General features: G+C 41.8%; 14 protein-coding genes, 1 pseudogene and 1 riboswitch. Of the genes and pseudogenes, 4 read left to right on the forward strand and 11 right to left on the reverse strand.

Annotated features, from left to right (window positions below):
* Positions 1-657: 657 nt before the first annotated feature.
* Positions 658-1,205 (forward strand): annotated as a pseudogene (locus tag ACIY19_RS04390) (tyrosine-type recombinase/integrase); the annotation flags it as partial.
* Positions 1,206-1,467: 262 nt separating this feature from the next.
* Here the strand turns inward: ACIY19_RS04390 and rpsI are convergent.
* From rpsI to ACIY19_RS04410, 4 genes are all read right to left on the reverse strand, one after another.
* Positions 1,468-1,860 (reverse strand): 30S ribosomal protein S9, encoded by a 393-nt coding sequence (gene rpsI / locus ACIY19_RS04395; RefSeq protein ID WP_000075969.1) that lies wholly within the window; start codon positions 1,858-1,860, stop codon positions 1,468-1,470.
* A gap of 18 nt (positions 1,861-1,878) precedes the next feature.
* A complete protein-coding gene (gene rplM / locus ACIY19_RS04400) occupies positions 1,879-2,325 on the reverse strand; it encodes a 50S ribosomal protein L13 (RefSeq protein ID WP_001044624.1) in 447 nt (148 codons plus the stop codon).
* A gap of 210 nt (positions 2,326-2,535) precedes the next feature.
* Positions 2,536-3,735 carry an ABC transporter permease gene (locus tag ACIY19_RS04405; RefSeq protein WP_049505173.1) on the reverse strand — a complete coding sequence of 400 codons (1,200 nt, stop codon included), beginning with the start codon at positions 3,733-3,735 and terminating at the stop codon, positions 2,536-2,538.
* Complete coding sequence (locus ACIY19_RS04410) at positions 3,732-4,625, reverse strand: ABC transporter ATP-binding protein (RefSeq protein WP_409002789.1); 894 nt, start codon at positions 4,623-4,625, stop codon at positions 3,732-3,734. The genes ACIY19_RS04405 and ACIY19_RS04410 overlap by 4 nt, the downstream gene beginning before the upstream one ends.
* Positions 4,626-4,952: 327 nt before the next feature.
* Here ACIY19_RS04410 and ACIY19_RS04415 point away from each other — a divergent pair, with 327 nt between their 5' ends.
* A complete protein-coding gene (locus ACIY19_RS04415; protein WP_049505175.1) occupies positions 4,953-5,858 on the forward strand; it encodes an alpha/beta fold hydrolase in 906 nt (301 codons plus the stop codon).
* Positions 5,859-5,975: 117 nt separating this feature from the next.
* Here ACIY19_RS04415 and pheT read toward each other — a convergent pair whose 3' ends face one another.
* The 5 genes from pheT to ACIY19_RS04440 all read right to left on the reverse strand — a co-directional run bounded on the left by pheT (position 5,976) and on the right by ACIY19_RS04440 (position 11,953).
* On the reverse strand, positions 5,976-8,381 hold the full coding sequence (gene pheT / locus ACIY19_RS04420) for a phenylalanine--tRNA ligase subunit beta (protein ID WP_049505176.1): 2,406 nt from the start codon (positions 8,379-8,381) through the stop codon (positions 5,976-5,978).
* A 117-nt stretch (positions 8,382-8,498) separates the two neighbouring features.
* On the reverse strand, positions 8,499-9,545 hold the full coding sequence (gene pheS, locus ACIY19_RS04425; protein ID WP_000103743.1) for a phenylalanine--tRNA ligase subunit alpha: 1,047 nt from the start codon (positions 9,543-9,545) through the stop codon (positions 8,499-8,501).
* A 272-nt stretch (positions 9,546-9,817) separates the two neighbouring features.
* A complete protein-coding gene (locus ACIY19_RS04430) occupies positions 9,818-10,468 on the reverse strand; it encodes a phosphatase PAP2 family protein (RefSeq protein ID WP_254734024.1) in 651 nt (216 codons plus the stop codon).
* Positions 10,458-11,021 carry an ECF transporter S component gene (locus ACIY19_RS04435; RefSeq protein WP_049505178.1) on the reverse strand — a complete coding sequence of 188 codons (564 nt, stop codon included), beginning with the start codon at positions 11,019-11,021 and terminating at the stop codon, positions 10,458-10,460. The genes ACIY19_RS04430 and ACIY19_RS04435 overlap by 11 nt, the downstream gene beginning before the upstream one ends.
* Positions 11,022-11,174: 153 nt before the next feature.
* Positions 11,175-11,409: riboswitch (FMN riboswitch) on the reverse strand.
* 40 nt (positions 11,410-11,449) lie between these two features.
* Positions 11,450-11,953 carry a tRNA (cytidine(34)-2'-O)-methyltransferase gene (locus tag ACIY19_RS04440; RefSeq protein WP_049505179.1) on the reverse strand — a complete coding sequence of 168 codons (504 nt, stop codon included), beginning with the start codon at positions 11,951-11,953 and terminating at the stop codon, positions 11,450-11,452.
* A 399-nt stretch (positions 11,954-12,352) separates the two neighbouring features.
* On the opposite strand from ACIY19_RS04440, the gene trkA reads away from it, so the two are divergent.
* Both trkA and ACIY19_RS04450 read left to right on the forward strand, forming a co-directional pair.
* Entirely contained in the window at positions 12,353-13,702 is a 1,350-nt protein-coding gene (gene trkA / locus ACIY19_RS04445; protein ID WP_049505180.1) for a Trk system potassium transporter TrkA, read from the forward strand.
* A gap of 3 nt (positions 13,703-13,705) precedes the next feature.
* Positions 13,706-15,145 (forward strand): TrkH family potassium uptake protein, encoded by a 1,440-nt coding sequence (locus ACIY19_RS04450; RefSeq protein WP_049505181.1) that lies wholly within the window; start codon positions 13,706-13,708, stop codon positions 15,143-15,145.
* Between the two features lie 88 nt (positions 15,146-15,233).
* On the opposite strand, the gene ACIY19_RS04455 is transcribed toward ACIY19_RS04450, so the two are convergent.
* Entirely contained in the window at positions 15,234-16,163 is a 930-nt protein-coding gene (locus ACIY19_RS04455; protein WP_001291308.1) for an ATP-binding cassette domain-containing protein, read from the reverse strand.
* A gap of 10 nt (positions 16,164-16,173) precedes the next feature.
* Positions 16,174-17,241: an ABC transporter ATP-binding protein gene (locus tag ACIY19_RS04460; protein WP_409002790.1), complete on the reverse strand. Its 1,068-nt coding sequence runs from the start codon at positions 17,239-17,241 to the stop codon at positions 16,174-16,176.
* Between the last annotated feature and the right edge of the window lie 3 nt (positions 17,242-17,244).

The raw sequence follows: 17,244 nt of genomic DNA on the forward strand, positions 1-17,244 counted from the left end.
ATGGGACTTTTTTTCTATACAAAAATAGGCTCCATAATATCTATAGAGGATTTACCCACTACAAATATTATAGAGCCCTAATTATTCAGTTCCCCCATTGAGAAGACCATTTGGTCTTCTCTTTTTTTCACGATCAACCTTGTGTGAAAAAATCCATAAAGGATCCCAAAATTTAATTGAACTTTTTATACATTCACAGTACTGGAGGCACATATTTTTCTAGCCTCCTACTTAAATAGTTTCCTCTAAAACTTACTCGAGCCATCTCCATTCACAGAATTCACATTCATCACTTAGTAGGACAAACACTTCTCAAATCAATTGTTATCCCTTAACGATCTATTATTTCATTTCAGATGACAAGTCTCCATCAATACCCTATGCTTTATAGGCTAGAATACTAAAAAAGTTCAAGGGCATACTTTATTATTTATAGAAAAAATTACTTATAAATATTATGTAAATTGATTCTTAATAACGTTTAAAAGCGTCACTGATTTCTCAAGATAAAAAAATAGTCCAGAACAGTTGTTCTGGACTATTTCCTTTCCAATTACTTCCTAAGAACTAACGAAAATCATCTGGCTCTATAATTTCTGTAATGGGTAAAACTACTGTAGAAATTATGGAGCCTATTTTGTTGTAGAAAAAAGTCATATATTCTATCTCACCTTTTTCTTAGGCGATAGAAAATCAGAATCCTATACTCTTCAATGGAAACATATCGATTTTTCAAAATCACAGATTCAGCTAATTCAAGCTTTAGATAGATATGGACAAGTAAAATCAACTAAAGGAAACAAAAAACTCTTTTTAAAGCACCAACTGAATTGATGGAACTTCTAGCGAATTGGAAAGTTAAACAACAAGAAGAACTCAAACTTTTCGGACTGAAGCAAACACAAAAACAGTTTGTTTTTACTTATAATGATCGTACTAATAATATTAATCTTCCTCTCCATACAGACTATCTCAACTACCGAATGAAATCTGTAAGAAAGAGACATCCTAAACTTGCCCAAGCATCTCCACATAAATTGAGACACACAGGTGCTACTTTAGCGAAACGAGCTGGTGTCTCACTAGAGACTATTTCTGAAGCTCTAACTCATAGCGATACAGGTACAACTCAGATTTATGTCAATACTTCTAATATAGTTCCTATGGCAGTTGGTGAATTTGCTTTAAAGTCTCTAAAACAATAAGGTAAAAATAAGGTGAACTTTGAGGTAAACTTTAAAAAAAAACACGAAAAAAGCACCCATAAGGTAAACTTTTGAGTGCTTTGAAACGTTGATAGTATCGTATTGATTAACGTTTTGAGGCAACTGACTTTGTCAGATTGCAGCCACATTTGTAAGCGACTAAAGTCGCAACAACTGTGTCAATTGCACCAATTTAGTAAGAAAGTATAAAAAAAAGAGCACCTCGGAAGGTGCTCTCTGTAAGTATAGTAATTCTCTCGAATTAACGTTTACTAAATTGTGATGCTTTACGAGCTTTCTTAAGACCTGGCTTCTTACGCTCAACTTTACGTGAGTCACGTGTAAGAAGTCCTGCGCGTTTCAATGAATCGCGGAAGTCTGGGTCTACTTGAAGAAGGGCACGAGCGATACCGTGACGGATAGCTCCTGCTTGACCAGCGTATCCACCACCTACAACGTTAACGAAAACGTCGTATGAACCTACAGTTGAAGTAACTGCGAATGGTTGGTTGATAACAAGACGAAGGTCAGCGTGCGGGATGTACTCTTCAACATCTTTTTTGTTAACAGTGATTTTACCAGTTCCTGGAACAAGGCGAACGCGTGCAACAGCGTTTTTACGACGTCCAGTACCTGCATATTGTGCTTGTGACATACTTTATTGTTCCTTTCCTTAGATAAGTCCTGAAATATCAAGAACTTCTGGTTGTTGTGCAGCGTGAGTGTGCTCAGCTCCAACGAATACTTTCAATTTCATACCTTGAGCGCGGCCAAGAGTATTGTGTGGAAGCATACCTTTAACTGATTTTTCGATCAAACGTACTGCATTTTTAGAACGAAGTTCACCAGCAGAGATTTGTTTCAATCCACCTGGGTGGTTTGAGTGAGTGTAGTAGATCTTATCAGTTGCTTTTTTACCAGTCAATTTAACTTTTTCAGCATTGATAACGATTACGAAGTCACCTGTATCAGTGTGTGGTGTGAATGTTGGTTTGTTTTTTCCGCGAAGTACGCTAGCAACAACTGCTGAAAGGCGTCCAAGAGGTACATCAGTTGCGTCAACAACGTACCATTTGCGTTCTACTTGGCCTGGTTTAGCCATGAATGTAGTTTTGTTCATGATTTCTCCTATATGAATATCGTTTTTGTTTACAGGGCGGATGTTCCGGTCCGCGGGGTATTTGAAAGGTTCCGGGGCCTTACAAATGGGGTAAACAATACCGTCTACTATCATACCAAATTTTACTACTAAAAGTCAATAGATATGAAAAATATTTTTGCCGATTTCAGTGTTTAACATCTAGAAAAACCTCGCTTTTGCGAGGATCTCCTATTTATAAGCTAAGGCACGTTTAAAGGTTTTCCAGATTCCCAAATCATCTGTTTGAAGGACTAGACTAGCATACATGCGGCCGATAAAGGCTGTCGCAGTGACTGCAAAGACAACCGTTATAGCAAGGGAAATCCAAGCTTCTAGACCACTCGCATACCCATTTATAGCTCTAAATGGCATAAAGAAGGTCGAGATGAAAGGAATATAGGAACCAATTTTCAGAACTAAATTATCCCCAGCAGCACCTAGAGCAGTCACTCCGACAAATCCTGCTATAATCAAGATCATCAATGGCGACAAGGCCTTTCCTGAATCCTCAGGGCGAGAAACCATAGAGCCTAGAAAGGCTGCTAAAACAACGTACATAAAGAGGCTAACCAAGACAAACAATAAGGTATTGAGCGAGAAGGCCTCTCCTAGATGATTTAAAATCCCAGATTGTGCCAAGATAGGGATATCTTTAAAGAGCAGAATGGCAGCAAGTCCACCTACGACGTAAATGCCAATATGAGTCAAAATCACAAGAAGTAGAGCTAGCATGCGAGCGTAGAAATAATGACTAGCTCGGATACTAGAGAAGACCACCTCCATGATTTTGGTTCCTTTCTCGCTAGCTACTTCCTGAGCAGTGACACTAGCATAGGTAATCAAAATCATATAAAGGAAGAAACCAAGCCCTGCGGCCGCAATGGTTTGAACAATTTTTTTGTTTTCCTTAGATTCATCAATCTTCTCAGTAAAATCAACAGTTTGACTCAGGCGTTTTTCCTGTTCTTGAGACAAATTGGCTGCCGAACGATTGAGTTGGTATTGCAGTTCGTTTAACTTATTGGTTACTGCTAGTTTGATGCCTGTTTCAAGAGAAGTTTCACCATGATAGACGGCCTTGAGGACACTGTCCTCTTGGTCAATGGTTAGGTAACCTTTGATTTTCTCATCCTTGATAGCAGCCTGGGCACTGGCTTCATCCTTATAATCAAAGTTGATACCATTGGTACCCTTGAGCCCTTCTTCCACAGATGGCACAGTTGTTACTACTGCTATCTTGCTATTCTTGGCCATAGAAGACCCTTGGAGAAAGCCGATTCCTACAGATAAGGCTAAAAAGAGGAACGGCGAAATCACCATAAAGAAGAAACTCCACGACTTGACATGTCGAAGATAGGTTTCCTTCATTACAACCCACATATTTCTCATACTTCCACCCCTGATTCTAGTTTAAAGATTTCATCGATTGTTGGAGCCTGTTGGTCAAAGGTCGCAATATATTGACCTTGAGTGAGGATTGGGAAGAGTTCCCTTCCAGCACTTTCATCATCTAGGATCAATTTCCAACTACCTTGCTTGGTCAAGCTCACCTGTTTGACATGAGGAAGATTTTCCAATTCTTCCTTGCTTCGTTCACTTGAAACAAAGAGACGCGTTTTCCCGTATTGATTGCGAACTTCTTGGACCGGTCCATGCAAGACTACACGCCCATCTCGAATCATGAGAATATCATCGCAAAGCTCCTCGACATTGGTCATGACATGGTCTGAAAAGATAATGGTTGCACCACGCTCTTTTTCTTTTAAGATGACCTGCTTGAGCAACTCAGTATTGACTGGATCCAGTCCACTAAAAGGCTCATCCAGAATAATCAAGTCTGGTTCATGGATTAGAGTAATAATCAGTTGGATTTTCTGCTGATTCCCTTTTGAGAGACTCTTGATCTTGTCTGTTAATTTCCCCTTAACTTCTAGTTTTTCCATCCATTGAGGGAGTTTTTCCTTGACCTCCTTGGCATCTATGCCTTTCAGAGTAGCCAGGTAGCGAACTTGCTCAAGGACTGTCAACTTGGGCATGAGACTGCGTTCTTCAGGCAAATAACCTATCCGAGCGTAGGTTTCCTGACGAATCTCCTGCCCATCCAGACTGATCTCTCCTTGGTACTCCAAAAATTTCAAAATACTGTGGAAAATCGTTGTTTTCCCAGCACCATTTTTTCCGACCAGCCCTAGAATTCGTCCTGGACTTGCCTGAAAATCGACACCAAACAAGACTTGCTTGGAACCGAAACTTTTCTCTAGATTTCTTACTTCTAGCATCTTCCACCTCCGAAATATGTTGCACTTATTATACTCCTTTTTGATAGCCTTTACAACGATTTATGTCCATTTTTAAATTTTGATTTCAAGAAGGATATTTTCTGGATAGGAACTTTATTAGCTTATCACCAAGCATTTTAGTCCTCCAGATTTTAAGTGATAAATTTATTATACTCATTTCTTGATAAATCCGTTGGCTATGTCCTCAAATGTTCATTTTTAGTCCCGAATTGTTGCTACTAATCTTCATCATTCTGCCTAGCTTATCGTACTATTTTATTGTATAATTTTGATAGACTATAGATTATCATAGGCTAGGAATCTGATATGAAAAAAAGACTTAAACTCGAACCAAACAACAATAACTTAATCATTTGGGAAGCTGAACAGCCAAAAGCCGTTCTTCAGATTGTACATGGCATGGTAGAATACGTAGAACGATATGAAGAATTTGCTCTAGCTATGAATAAAGAAGGCTTTACTGTTATCGGCCATGATCATCTCGGCCACGGCTATACTGCTCAAAATCCAAGTCAACTCGGAGTCTTTCCTGAATCTCCCGAGGAACTCATCGATGATATTGAAAGAGTGACCTCCTTCATTCAAGAAAGTTATACAGGACTCCCAATCGTCCTTTTAGGGCATTCTATGGGGTCTCTTATGTGTCGCTATTATGCAGCTAAAAGAAAACCACCTATCAATGCCTTGATCATCATGGGAACTGGCCAACAACCTCAATTTCTGACTCGATTCGCTCTTATCTTAACAGAATGCATTCGACTTATAAAAGGGAATAAACACCGTAGTAAACTCTTGACTTATCTATCAACTGATAGCTTTAATCGAACTATTAAAAATCCTAAAACATCTGTCGATTGGCTCTCAAAAAATGAAGAATCCAACCAAGCTTATCTGAAGGATCCATTCTGTCAATTCATACCTACTATTCCCATGTACCGATCTATTTTTTACTTTTCTAACCAAGTAGCGAGTAAACAAGTAATCGATGAGATTCCAACCCAACTCCCAATTCTTGTGATTTCGGGACAAGAAGACCCTCTAGGCGAAAATGGTAAAGGTATAGAAAGATTTGTAAAACTCCTAAAGGCTTCACATTCGAAAGTAAGTCTCCGATTAGTTGAAGAGGCTCGTCACGAAATTCTAAACGAGAATAATCGAAACGATACCTATCACTTCATAGCTGATTGGATGACAAAAAATATCGATGTCTGATCATCTTGTAACAGTATTAAAAAGGAGTTGTTTCCCCGTCAATTTGATTCAATCATCAGGCTAAAGCTTGATGATTTTTTCTACTAAAAAACCCACCCCGAAGGATGGATTGATGAGTTAACGTACTTCTGCATTGACTTTTTCTTCGAGTGATGCTTGGATTTTTTCCATATAGCGTGCGACTTCTTCGTCCGTTAAGCTGTCTTCTGGATTTTGGAAGGTCAAGCTATAGGCCATTGACTTCATGCCAACTCCCAGTTTTTCGCCCGAGAAGACGTCAAAGAGTTTGATATCTGTCAAACGTTTCACGCCGGCAGCTCGGATTGCGTCTACAACTTCTTGGTGAGTGACTTCTGCCTTGAGAAGTAGGGCCACGTCACGGCTGACTGCTGGGAATTTTGTGATTTCCACAAATGGATCAGCTGGTTGAAGGGCAGCTTCAATGGCTGAAAGGTTGAGCTCCGCTACATACGTTTCTGGAATATCATAAGCCTTGGCAGTGACCGGATGCACTTGGCCAAGGAAACCAAGAACTTGGTCACCGAGTGAAATCACGGCTGTACGTCCTGGGTGAAGGCTAGCAATCTCAGCTGTTGCTGTATAAGTCACTTCTAGTCCCAAGCGAGTAAAGAGCGCTTCAAGGATTCCCTTAGCATAGAAGAAATCAACTGGAACTGCTGCTGTTTGGAAGTCTTTTTCAGCAACCAAGCCTGTCAAGGCGAGGGCAAAACTGTTGATTTCGTTTGGTAATTCTTCTTTTGGATCGCCTGTTTGTTCAAAAACTTTTCCAATCTCGTAAAGAGCCAAGTTTTTGTTCTTACGAGCCACGTTGTAGGCAACGGTATCAAGGATACCTGAGACCATATTTTGACGGAGGACAGAACGGTCCACTGTCATTGGCCACATGAGTTCTGTAAGGTTACTTGGTTGAGCCGTAAACTCAACTGCTTTTTCAGGAGTTGTCAGAGCGTAGGTGATGATTTCTGTCAAACCTGCTCCTTCAGCGATGGTACGAACTTGACGGCGCAATTTTTGTGTCGCAGTCAATTCGCCAGCTGTACCATCATCTTTTGGAAGACTAGTTGGCAAGCGATCATAACCATAGATACGGGCGATTTCTTCAAAGAGGTCCGCTTCGATGGTGATATCCCAACGACGACGGGGTACGCTGACTGTAAAGGCTTCAGCATTGCCAGAAAGGCCAAAGCCAAGACGACGGAAGACATCTTCGACATCAGCATATGAAAGTTCCGTACCAAGGACACGGTTGACGTCTGCAAGAGTCGAAGAAACTTCCACATCAGAAGTATCAAGCGCTCCTGCTGAAACGATGCCCTTACGCACTGTCGCACCTGCAAGATTAGCAATCATGCTAGCCGCCGCATCAAGGGCTTCATTAACAGTTGCCACGTTGATCCCTTTTTCAAAGCGAGAAGATGATTCCGAACGAAGGTTAAGGCGTCCGCTAGTCTTGCGGATGGATTTACCATTGAAAACAGCCGCTTCAAGGACAACACGACTAGAATTTTCAGATATTTCTGTTGCTTGACCCCCCATGACACCTGCAAGGGCTACTGGTTTGTCAGCGACAGTGATGACTAAGTCATTTGTTTCCAAGTCACGCTCTTCACCATCTAAGGGCACCAATTTTTCACCAGCACGCGCTTCACGCACACGGATGTCAGTCCCTTCAAAGGTATCCAAGTCAAAGGCATGCATCGGTTGACCAAAGTAAAGCAGGATGTAGTTGGTTACGTCAACTACGTTATTGATCGGACGGATGCCTTCATTCATGAGGATATTTTGCAACCATTGTGGACTTGGTGCGATGGTCACATTATCCAAGATACGGGCTGCATAGTAAGGCGCCTTATCTGTTTCAATGTCTACAGAAAGGGCGTCTGCTGCAGCTTCATTTGTTTCTGTTAAACTGAATTCTTTAAAGCTAACTGCCTTGTCATAGATGGCTGCCACTTCGTGCGCTACTCCACGCATAGATAGAGCGTCTGCACGGTTTGGCGTGATAGAAAGTTCGATGATCTCATCATCCAAGTCTAGATATGAGAAGACTTCCTCACCTGGTACTGCATCTTGATGCAAGATTTGAATACCATCTGCGAATTCCTTCGGTACAACTGAGTCAGAAATTCCCAATTCACCAAGGGAACAAATCATTCCGAGAGACTCTAAACCACGGATTTTCCCTTTTTTGATCTTGTAATTGTCAGCGATACGAGCTCCTGGAAGTGCCACCATGACCTTGATACCAGCACGTACATTCGGTGCACCACAAACGATTTGACGAGCTTCTTCTTCGCCAACGTTAACCTGACAAACATGAAGGTGAGTTTCTGGCACATCTTCGCAAGACAAGACCTCACCGACGACAATTTTTGAGAGACCAGCAGCCGGTGATTCCACACCTTCGACCTCAATCCCTGTAGTTGACATTTTTTCAGCCAACTCTTGTGATGGCACATCAATGTCCACCAATTCTTTTAACCATTTATAAGATACTAACATAATTCTGATTGCAAGAACCCACAAGTAAGTTCTTTTCAATTCCTTTCTTTTTCTTCGAGTCAGTCCTTACCATTCTCATCAAGAGAAAATAACTAGACTGTGTTTCAGGTTTCAATCTTATTTAAACTGTTCTGAGAAGCGGACATCGCCTTGGTAGAACCCACGGATATCGTTGATTCCGTAACGGAGCATAGCTACACGTTCTTGACCAAGACCAAAGGCAAAACCAGAATAGACCGTTGCATCAATTCCACTCATTTCGAGAACACGTGGGTGAACCATACCGGCACCCATAATTTCGATCCAACCTGTTTTCTTACATACGTTACAGCCTTCTCCACCACACTTGAAGCAAGAAACATCCACCTCAACAGATGGCTCTGTGAATGGGAAATAAGATGGACGCAGACGGATTTGACGTTCTTCGCCAAACATTTTTTGGACAATCAACTGAAGGGTTCCTTGAAGGTCTGCCATAGAGATATTTTTCCCAACAACCAATCCTTCGATTTGGTGGAATTGGTGACTGTGGGTTGCATCGTCCGTATCACGACGGAACACACGCCCCGGTGAGATCATTTTCAAAGGGCCTTTAGAGAAATCATGAGCATCCATAGCACGCGCCTGTACTGGAGACGTGTGAGTACGAAGCAAGATTTCTTCTGTGATGTAGAAAGTATCCTGCATATCACGGGCTGGGTGGTCTTTTGGAAGGTTCATACGCTCAAAGTTATAGTAGTCTTGCTCTACTTCAAAACCATCCACGACTTGGTAACCCATCCCAATGAAAATATCTTCGATTTCTTCACTGGTTTGTGTAAGGACATGACGGTGACCAGTCGCAACTGGGCGACCTGGAAGCGTCACATCGATGCTCTCACTTGCTAGTTGAGCTGCGACTTTCTTTTCTTCCAAGAGCTTAGCTGTTTCTTCAAAGGCCGCTGTCAAGACATCACGCGCTTCATTGACGTGTTTCCCGATGATTGGGCGCATCTCAGCAGAGACATCTTTCATCCCTTTGAGGATTTCCGTAAGCGACCCTTTTTTACCAAGGACAGAGACACGCAAGTCTTGCATCTCTTTTTCATTTTCAGCAGTAATCTGCTTCAAGCTAGCCAGCGTTTCTTCGCGAAGCGCTTTTAATTGTTCTTCAATAGTTGACATAATTCCTCCATCAGTCTCTCGTAGATAAAAAGAAAACCACATGCCAAAAACTCCACTCGGAGCGTTGACACGCGGTACCATCCGTTTTCATCTGACAAGTCAGACCTTCATTTCTAAATCCATGCGCAAGTGAATTCACCCAACTTTCATATAGAGAGCTTGCAGTCACGGCTCTCCTCCCTGTCATACTTCCCTTGAGTTACTAGTCTTGCGGATTCCTATTCAATTACTACTTAGTTTATCAGATTTTTACCATTCTTGCAAGACCTATCTCACTTCTGCTTGCCTTTAAATCGCCATTGGAAGCGAAGCTTGTCATAGAAGGGAAATTCGATAAACAAGACTCCCAGGCCCACACAGAGACTGGCAAGGACGTCTGATGGGTAGTGAACTCCCAGATAGACCCGAGATAGCAGCACACTGACTAGGTAGACCCCAAGGACGATTTGCACAATTTTTCTCCAAACCGGATCTTTAATCCGTTGACTGAGAATGACAATCAAAGTCCCTACCATCAGAGTCACTGCCAGAGAATGCCCGCTTGGGAAGGAAAATCCCTTCTCCTCTACCAAGTGTAAGATAGCTGGTCGTGGGCGCTGGTAAATATTTTTAAAGGTCACAATCAAAAGACCGGCTAAGGCTAAATTGCCCGCCATGAAGTAGCTTTCTATCTTCCACTGCCTACGATAAAAGACAAAGGCTGCGATGGCAACCCAGGTGATAATCACTGGGATATCGATCAGGCGTGTAAGGGCACGGAACAGAACAGTCAAATAATCTGGCAAGTCCCCACGAAGGGCAGTCTGAATCGGTTGGTCAAAACCGACCAGCGTTTCAGGATAGAACTTAACCATATAGCCAAGAAGGACGAAAAGTAAAAGGGCAAAACTGCCCTTCATTAAAAATGTTTGTTTATCTCTCATAATGTTTTAAGGTTGGTTTCAAGAGGACGTATAACAACCAGAATGAAACGGCAAAGATTACACCCTCAATCAAGTTAAAAGGTAATACCATAGTCATTAGGTAGTTGGAAAGTCCCAAAATTTTTCCAATATCAAAGTTGGCAAACTGCGCGTATAAAGGAACCGCATAGACATAGTTGAGCACCAACATAGCCGCAGTCAATCCGACAGTTCCCGCTAGAGATGCTAGTAGGAAACGAAGGGTGCTACGTTCCTTTTTCCAAATCAAACCAAAGACGATAACAAAAACTCCCAGAGCTACGATATTCATTGGCAAGCCAATGTAAGTGTTCACTCCTTGGCTATTCAGAAGCAACTTCAAGAGTGAGCGCATCAAGAGAATTCCTAGAGCAGCTGGCAAATCCATGACCACCAAGCCCACAAGGACTGGCAAGATACTAAACTCAATCTTGAGGAAGGTTGCCGCTGGCAAGAGCGGAAAGTCAAAGTACATCAGCACAAATGAAATGGCTGATAAAATCGCAATGGTCGAAATTCGACGTGTGTTTGTCATAACAGGTTCCTCCAATTTTCTATAAAATCAGAAGAAGTTGGAAAGGATCCCTCTATCTATTCTCACTTTTTATATCCCAAAAGTTCCCCCTCACTCTGTTGAGCAAGCGGTTGCAATTCATCTATAAACTCATCAGAACAGACAAAGCCATTCTCTCGTCTTCTCCCATCCAGACTATACTGTCGGTTGTGGAATCGCACCACATCAGCTTGCGCTCGCGGACTTCTTTAAGAGAATGGAAATTGAGATTTTTCTTTTAGACTAGGCGACAAGCTGTAGGCATAACTTCTGGTTAGGCAAAGCTTGTCAACAAAGTATAAAAGGAAAAGATCATTTCCTAGTTAAAGTCACCGCCGGTCGGGAATTACACCCAGCCCTGAAGACCCTTTAATCATAACAAAAAACGCTTGCAAGTGCAAGCATTTTGATTATTTCAATTTATCTACTTCATAGGTGTGAACAAGCTCAAGACCAGCAAAATGTTGCTGACGGAGAGCCTCATAGACAATCATACAGACCGTATTGGAAACATTGAGACTGCGGACATGTTCATCGTTCATAGGAATGCGGAGAGCTGTCTCAGGATGTTCACGCATAAAGTCCTCTGGCAAGCCCTTGTCTTCACGTCCAAAGAGAAAATAATGGTCCTCGTCAGTCGATAAATCCACCTCAGAATACACTTTCTCAGCAAATTTCGAAATCAGATAGACTTGTCCTTTCATCTGAGACATGAAATCTTCCAAGCTGTCATAAAAATAAATCTCAAGCTTATCCCAGTAATCCAAACCAGCCCGCTTCATCTTTCGGTCGTCAATGGGAAAGCCCATTGGTTTGATAATATGGAGGGGAGAATTGGTCGCAGCGCAAGTACGCGCAATGTTACCTGTATTTTGTGGAATCTGAGGCTCGAATAATACAATGTGATTTGTCATGACGGGTTTCCTTTTATCATTGCAAAAAAATAGCCACACTGCCCGGAGTCAAGCTCAGCAAACAGCGTGGTTAAGGTGTCGTTAACTTACCTCACAACAGGTTTGAAGTAAATCAGCGAAACTACTTCCTTAGTATAACACTTTCAGAATCATTGTCAATAGAAACGACTTGATTTTTTTACTTTTTTTGATGATATTTTCATGTTTGGTCATTCCTTTCTGAAAAGGTATGGTAAAAGAACCAAATTACTTCAAATCAGAGACATTGTTATAGAAGTTAAGCAAATGTATCTTCAAAACTTGAAAAAAGCCTTTCTTCCCCTAAAAATCGCCTTAGCAAGTGCATTTTTTGCTAAAAAAGGGTATGATAGTTACATCATGAAAAAGTAGGTTTTTTATATGAAAATTGTCCTTGTTGGTGGAGGGAAAGTTGGTTTCGCCCTCTGTCGTTCACTGGTTGCAGAAAACCATGACGTTGTCCTCATCGAACAAGATGAGGCTGTTCTCAATCACATTGTCAGTCGCTTTGATATCATAGGTCTCCTTGGAAATGGTGCTGACTTTGCCATCTTGGAGCAAGCCGGTGTTCAAGAGTGCGATATCTTTATCGCCCTAACCGAACACGATGAAGTGAATATGATTTCAGCGGTACTTGCTAAAAAAATGGGCGCTAAAGAAACCATCGTTCGGGTACGAAATCCTGAATACTCCAATGCCTATTTTAAAGAGAAAAATATTCTTGGATTCTCACTTATCGTTAACCCAGAACTCCTAGCAGCGCGTGCGATCTCAAATATCATTGATTTCCCTAATGCCCTCTCTGTCGAACGATTTGCTGGAGGTCGGGTCAGTCTCATGGAGTTTGTTGTCAAAGATTCTAGCGGTCTTTGTCAAATGCCAATCTCAGACTTCCGTAAAAAGTTTGGTAATGTCATTGTCTGTGCTATGGAGAGAGATCATCAACTGATGATTCCAAGCGGTGATGTTATTATTCAAGACAAGGATAGGATTTTTGTTACGGGAAATCGTGTAGATATGATGCTTTTCCATAACTATTTTAAATCTCGTGCAGTGAAAAGCTTGCTTATCGTTGGAGCTGGAAAGATTGCTTATTATCTACTCGGCATTTTAAAAGACAGTCGCATTGATACCAAGGTCATCGAGATCAATCCTGAAAGAGCTCGTTTCTTCAGTGAAAAGTTTCCCAATCTCTATATTGTCCAAGGAGATGGAACTGCAAAAGACATTTTGCTGGAAGAAAGTGCCCCCCACTATGATGCAGTCGCAACCTTGACTGGGGTGGACGAAGAAAACATTATCACCTCCATGTTCCTTGACCGTGTTGGCGTCGATAAGAATATCACCAAGGTCAACCGAACAAGCCTTCTAGAGATTATCCACGCGCCTGATTTTTCGAGTATCATCACACCAAAAAGCATCGCAGTGGATACCATTATGCACTTTATCCGTGGTCGAGTAAACGCTCAGTATTCAGATCTTCAAGCCATGCACCATCTAGCAAACGGTCAAATTGAAACTCTCCAATTCCAAATCAAGGAAGCTAATAAAATGACTGCCAAACCTCTATCACAGTTGAAATTGAAAAAAGGGGTTCTCATCGCAGCCATTATCCGAAAAGGAAAAACAATCTTCCCTACTGGAGAGGATATGCTTGAGGTGGGAGACAAGTTACTCGTGACGACCTTATTGCCAAACATCACCAAAATTTATGATTTGATTGAGAGGTAAAAAATGAATAAAAGTATGATTCGTTACCTCCTCTCAAAACTTCTCTTGATTGAAGCTGTTCTTCTCCTAGTCCCTGTTAGTGTAGCGATCTATTACCAAGAATCCAGTCAAGTATTTATCGCTCTCTTTTCTACGATTGGAATTTTAGTCCTTCTCGGTGGTCTAGGCGTTTTACAGAAACCGAAAAATCAACGGATTTATGCCAAGGAAGGGGTCTTAATTGTTGCCCTCTGTTGGATTCTATGGTCTTTCTTTGGTGGCCTCCCCTTTGTCTTTTCAGGACAAATCCCCAGCGTCATCGATGCCTTCTTTGAAATCAGTTCTGGATTTACGACTACAGGAGCAACTATCCTGAACGATGTTTCCGTTCTCACTCGTTCCCTCCTCTTCTGGCGAAGTTTCACCCACTTAATCGGAGGGATGGGGGTACTCGTCTTTGCGCTTGCCATTATGGACAATGCCAAGAATAGTCACTTGGAGGTGATGAAGGCTGAGGTCCCTGGACCTGTCTTTGGCAAGGTCGTATCCAAGCTAAAAAACACTGCCCAGATTCTCTATCTGCTTTATCTGGCTCTCTTCTCCCTTTTTGTGGTTATCTACTACCTAGCAGGCATGCCTCTCTATGATAGTTTTGTCATCGCTATGGGAACAGCAGGAACTGGGGGCTTTACCGTCTATAACGACGGAATTGCCCACTACGGTAGCTCACTCATCACCTATCTAGTTAGTATCGGAGTTCTGGTTTTTGGGGTTAACTTCAATCTCTACTACTACCTCATGCTCCGTCGGGTTAAGGCTTTCTTTGGAGATGAAGAACTACGAGCATATATCATCATTGTCCTAGTTTCTACAGGCTTGATTACTCTTAATACACTCCACCTCTACCAAGGGGTCTCTAAAAGTGTTGAAATGGCCTTCTTCCAGGTTTCCAATATCATCACGACAACAGGTTTTGGTTACGGAGATATTACCAACTGGCCCCTCTTCTCCCAATTTATCCTCCTCTTCCTCATGGGAATCGGTGGATCAGCAGGCTCAACTGCAGGTGGTCTTAAGGTAATCAGAGGACTTATCCTCTCTAAAATCGCAAAAAATCAGATTTTGTCCACTTTATCCCCTCACCGTGTTTTGACTCTACACGTCAATAAAACTGTGATTGATAAGGATACCCAGCACAAGATTCTTAAATATTTTGCCATCTATATGATGATTATTCTTTCTCTCATCTTTATCGTCAGTCTTGATAGCAATGATTTTCTAGTCGTAACCAGTGCGGTCTTCAGCTGTTTTAACAATATCGGACCTATTCTAGGTACAACCTCAAGTTTTGCCATCTTTAGTCCCATCTCTAAAATCCTCCTCTCCTTTGCAATGATTGCAGGTCGCTTAGAGATATACCCAATTTTGCTACTCTTTATGAAACGCACTTGGTCTAAACGTTAATGATAATACAATTCCCCTTTTACAAGCTAGTAGAAGGGGCATTTTTCTATTAAAAATGAGAAGACCTTTCGGTCCTCTCCTAATTTGTTTATTCTTTAAGAGCTTTCTTGTAACGAGCAAGTTCTGCTTGATTAGCCCAAACATAGTGACCTGGACGAATTTCTACCATAGATGGCTTGTCTGTCTCATAGTCATGTTGGTCAGGATCGTAAACTTTCAAGACCTTCTTGCGTTCCAAGATTGGATCTGGAATCGGTACAGCAGATAGAAGTGCTTGAGTGTATGGGTGGACAGGATTGTTAAACAACTCCTCTGTCTCCGCCACTTCGACGATAACTCCCTTATAGATAACCGCGATACGATCTGAGATAAAGCGAACAACTGACAAATCATGCGCGATAAAGAGATAGGTCAAGCCCAACTCTTTTTGGAACTTCTTGAGCAAGTTCAAGACTTGCGCACGCACTGATACGTCCAAGGCTGAAATTGGCTCATCCGCAATAACGAAATCAGGTTCCATCACAAGGGCACGGGCAATCCCGATACGCTGACGTTGACCACCAGAAAACTCGTGTGGATAACGGGTCAAGTGTTCTTTCAAAAGTCCAACTTCATGAATCATCTTTTGAACTTTTTCTTTACGATCTTCTTCGTCTTTGAACAAGTGATAGTTGTAAAGACCTTCAGAGATGATATAGTCAACCGTCGCACGCTCATTCAAGCTGGCTGCAGGGTCCTGGAAAATCATCTGGATACGACGGATCAAGTCTGAGGATTCCTTATGAGATTTTTTTCCATTGATCTTATGACCATCAAAGATGATCTCACCTTTACTGGTATTATTTAGACCAATAATAGCACGACCAATCGTTGTTTTCCCACTACCAGACTCTCCTACAAGAGAGAAAGTTTCCCCCTTGTTGATAAAGAAGTTGGCGTTTTTAACCGCGACAAACTTCTTACTTCCTTCACCGAAGGAAATTTCTAAATCTTTAATTTCTACTAATTTTTCAGACATTTCCTTCCTCCTAGTCTTCTAGATGAGCAAAGCCCATTTTATCACGAATTTTGTCATGCAAATCTGCGATGACCCCAGGTTTTTCAACTTTAGGAGCATTCTCATGAAGCAACCAAGTCTTAGCCCAGTGAGTATCAGTGACTGAAAACTGAGGTGCTTTCTGTTCAAAGTCAATTTGCATCGCATAATCTGAACGAAGGGCAAAGGCATCACCTTTCAACTCAGTATAAAGAGACGGTGGTGTTCCTGGGATAGAGTACAATTCCCCTTTATCATCAGCAAGCTGAGGCAAGCTAGACAAGAGACTCCAAGTATATGGATGACGTGGGTCGTAGAAAACTTCCTCAACAGTACCGTATTCTACAATTTCTCCAGCATACATAACCGCTACCTTATCGGCAATACTTGCTACCACACCAAGGTCATGGGTGATAAAGACAATGGTAAAGTGGTACTCGTTCTGTAAAGTTTTAAGCAAATCAATGATTTGTGCTTGAATGGTTACATCAAGAGCCGTTGTTGGCTCGTCACAGATCAAGATATCTGGACGACAGGCAAGGGCAATCGCAATAACGATACGTTGGCGCATCCCTCCAGAATATTGGAAAGGATACTCTTCAAAACGTTTTTCAGCATCTGGGATTCCGACCTTGTTCATATAGTCGATTGCCATCTCTTTGGCTTCCTTAGCTGTTTTCCCTTGGTGTTTAACGATAACTTCAGTGATTTGGCTACCGATTGTATTGATTGGGTCCAAACTTGTCATAGGATCTTGGAAGATGGTCGCAATTTTAGCACCACGAATCTTCTCCCATTCCTTGTTAGAAGTAAGAGCGGTCAAGTCTTGTCCACGATAGTCGATGCTTCCTTGAGCAATACGTCCATTGTCTTCCAACATCCCTGTAAAGGTTTTTGTTAAAACAGATTTACCAGAACCGGACTCACCTACCAAGGCAAGAACTTCTCCTTCGATCAGGTCCAGAGAAACTCCTCGGATAGCCGTCAGAACTTTGTCACGAACGTCAAATTCCACGACAATATCACGAGCAGTCAAAATTACATTTTTTCCTTTTATCATGTC

Source organism: Streptococcus sp. ST14, from assembly GCF_046098195.1.
Taxonomy (GTDB): Bacteria; Bacillota; Bacilli; order Lactobacillales; family Streptococcaceae; genus Streptococcus.

What these genes read in the sequence shown, in the direction of transcription:
- rpsI (WP_000075969.1), bottom strand. Translation starts at nt 1,860, where the DNA reads ATGTCACAAGCACAATATGCAGGTACTGGACGTCGTAAAAACGCTGTT.
- trkA (WP_049505180.1), top strand. Translation starts at nt 12,353, where the DNA reads ATGAAAATTGTCCTTGTTGGTGGAGGGAAAGTTGGTTTCGCCCTCTGT.
- rplM (WP_001044624.1), bottom strand. Translation starts at nt 2,325, where the DNA reads ATGAACAAAACTACATTCATGGCTAAACCAGGCCAAGTAGAACGCAAA.
- pheS (WP_000103743.1), bottom strand. Translation starts at nt 9,545, where the DNA reads ATGTCAACTATTGAAGAACAATTAAAAGCGCTTCGCGAAGAAACGCTG.
- ACIY19_RS04430 (WP_254734024.1), bottom strand. Translation starts at nt 10,468, where the DNA reads ATGAGAGATAAACAAACATTTTTAATGAAGGGCAGTTTTGCCCTTTTA.
- ACIY19_RS04455 (WP_001291308.1), bottom strand. Translation starts at nt 16,163, where the DNA reads ATGTCTGAAAAATTAGTAGAAATTAAAGATTTAGAAATTTCCTTCGGT.
- ACIY19_RS04440 (WP_049505179.1), bottom strand. Translation starts at nt 11,953, where the DNA reads ATGACAAATCACATTGTATTATTCGAGCCTCAGATTCCACAAAATACA.
- ACIY19_RS04460 (WP_409002790.1), bottom strand. Translation starts at nt 17,241, where the DNA reads ATGATAAAAGGAAAAAATGTAATTTTGACTGCTCGTGATATTGTCGTG.
- ACIY19_RS04435 (WP_049505178.1), bottom strand. Translation starts at nt 11,021, where the DNA reads ATGACAAACACACGTCGAATTTCGACCATTGCGATTTTATCAGCCATT.
- ACIY19_RS04415 (WP_049505175.1), top strand. Translation starts at nt 4,953, where the DNA reads ATGAAAAAAAGACTTAAACTCGAACCAAACAACAATAACTTAATCATT.
- ACIY19_RS04405 (WP_049505173.1), bottom strand. Translation starts at nt 3,735, where the DNA reads ATGAGAAATATGTGGGTTGTAATGAAGGAAACCTATCTTCGACATGTC.
- ACIY19_RS04450 (WP_049505181.1), top strand. Translation starts at nt 13,706, where the DNA reads ATGAATAAAAGTATGATTCGTTACCTCCTCTCAAAACTTCTCTTGATT.
- ACIY19_RS04410 (WP_409002789.1), bottom strand. Translation starts at nt 4,625, where the DNA reads ATGCTAGAAGTAAGAAATCTAGAGAAAAGTTTCGGTTCCAAGCAAGTC.
- pheT (WP_049505176.1), bottom strand. Translation starts at nt 8,381, where the DNA reads ATGTTAGTATCTTATAAATGGTTAAAAGAATTGGTGGACATTGATGTG.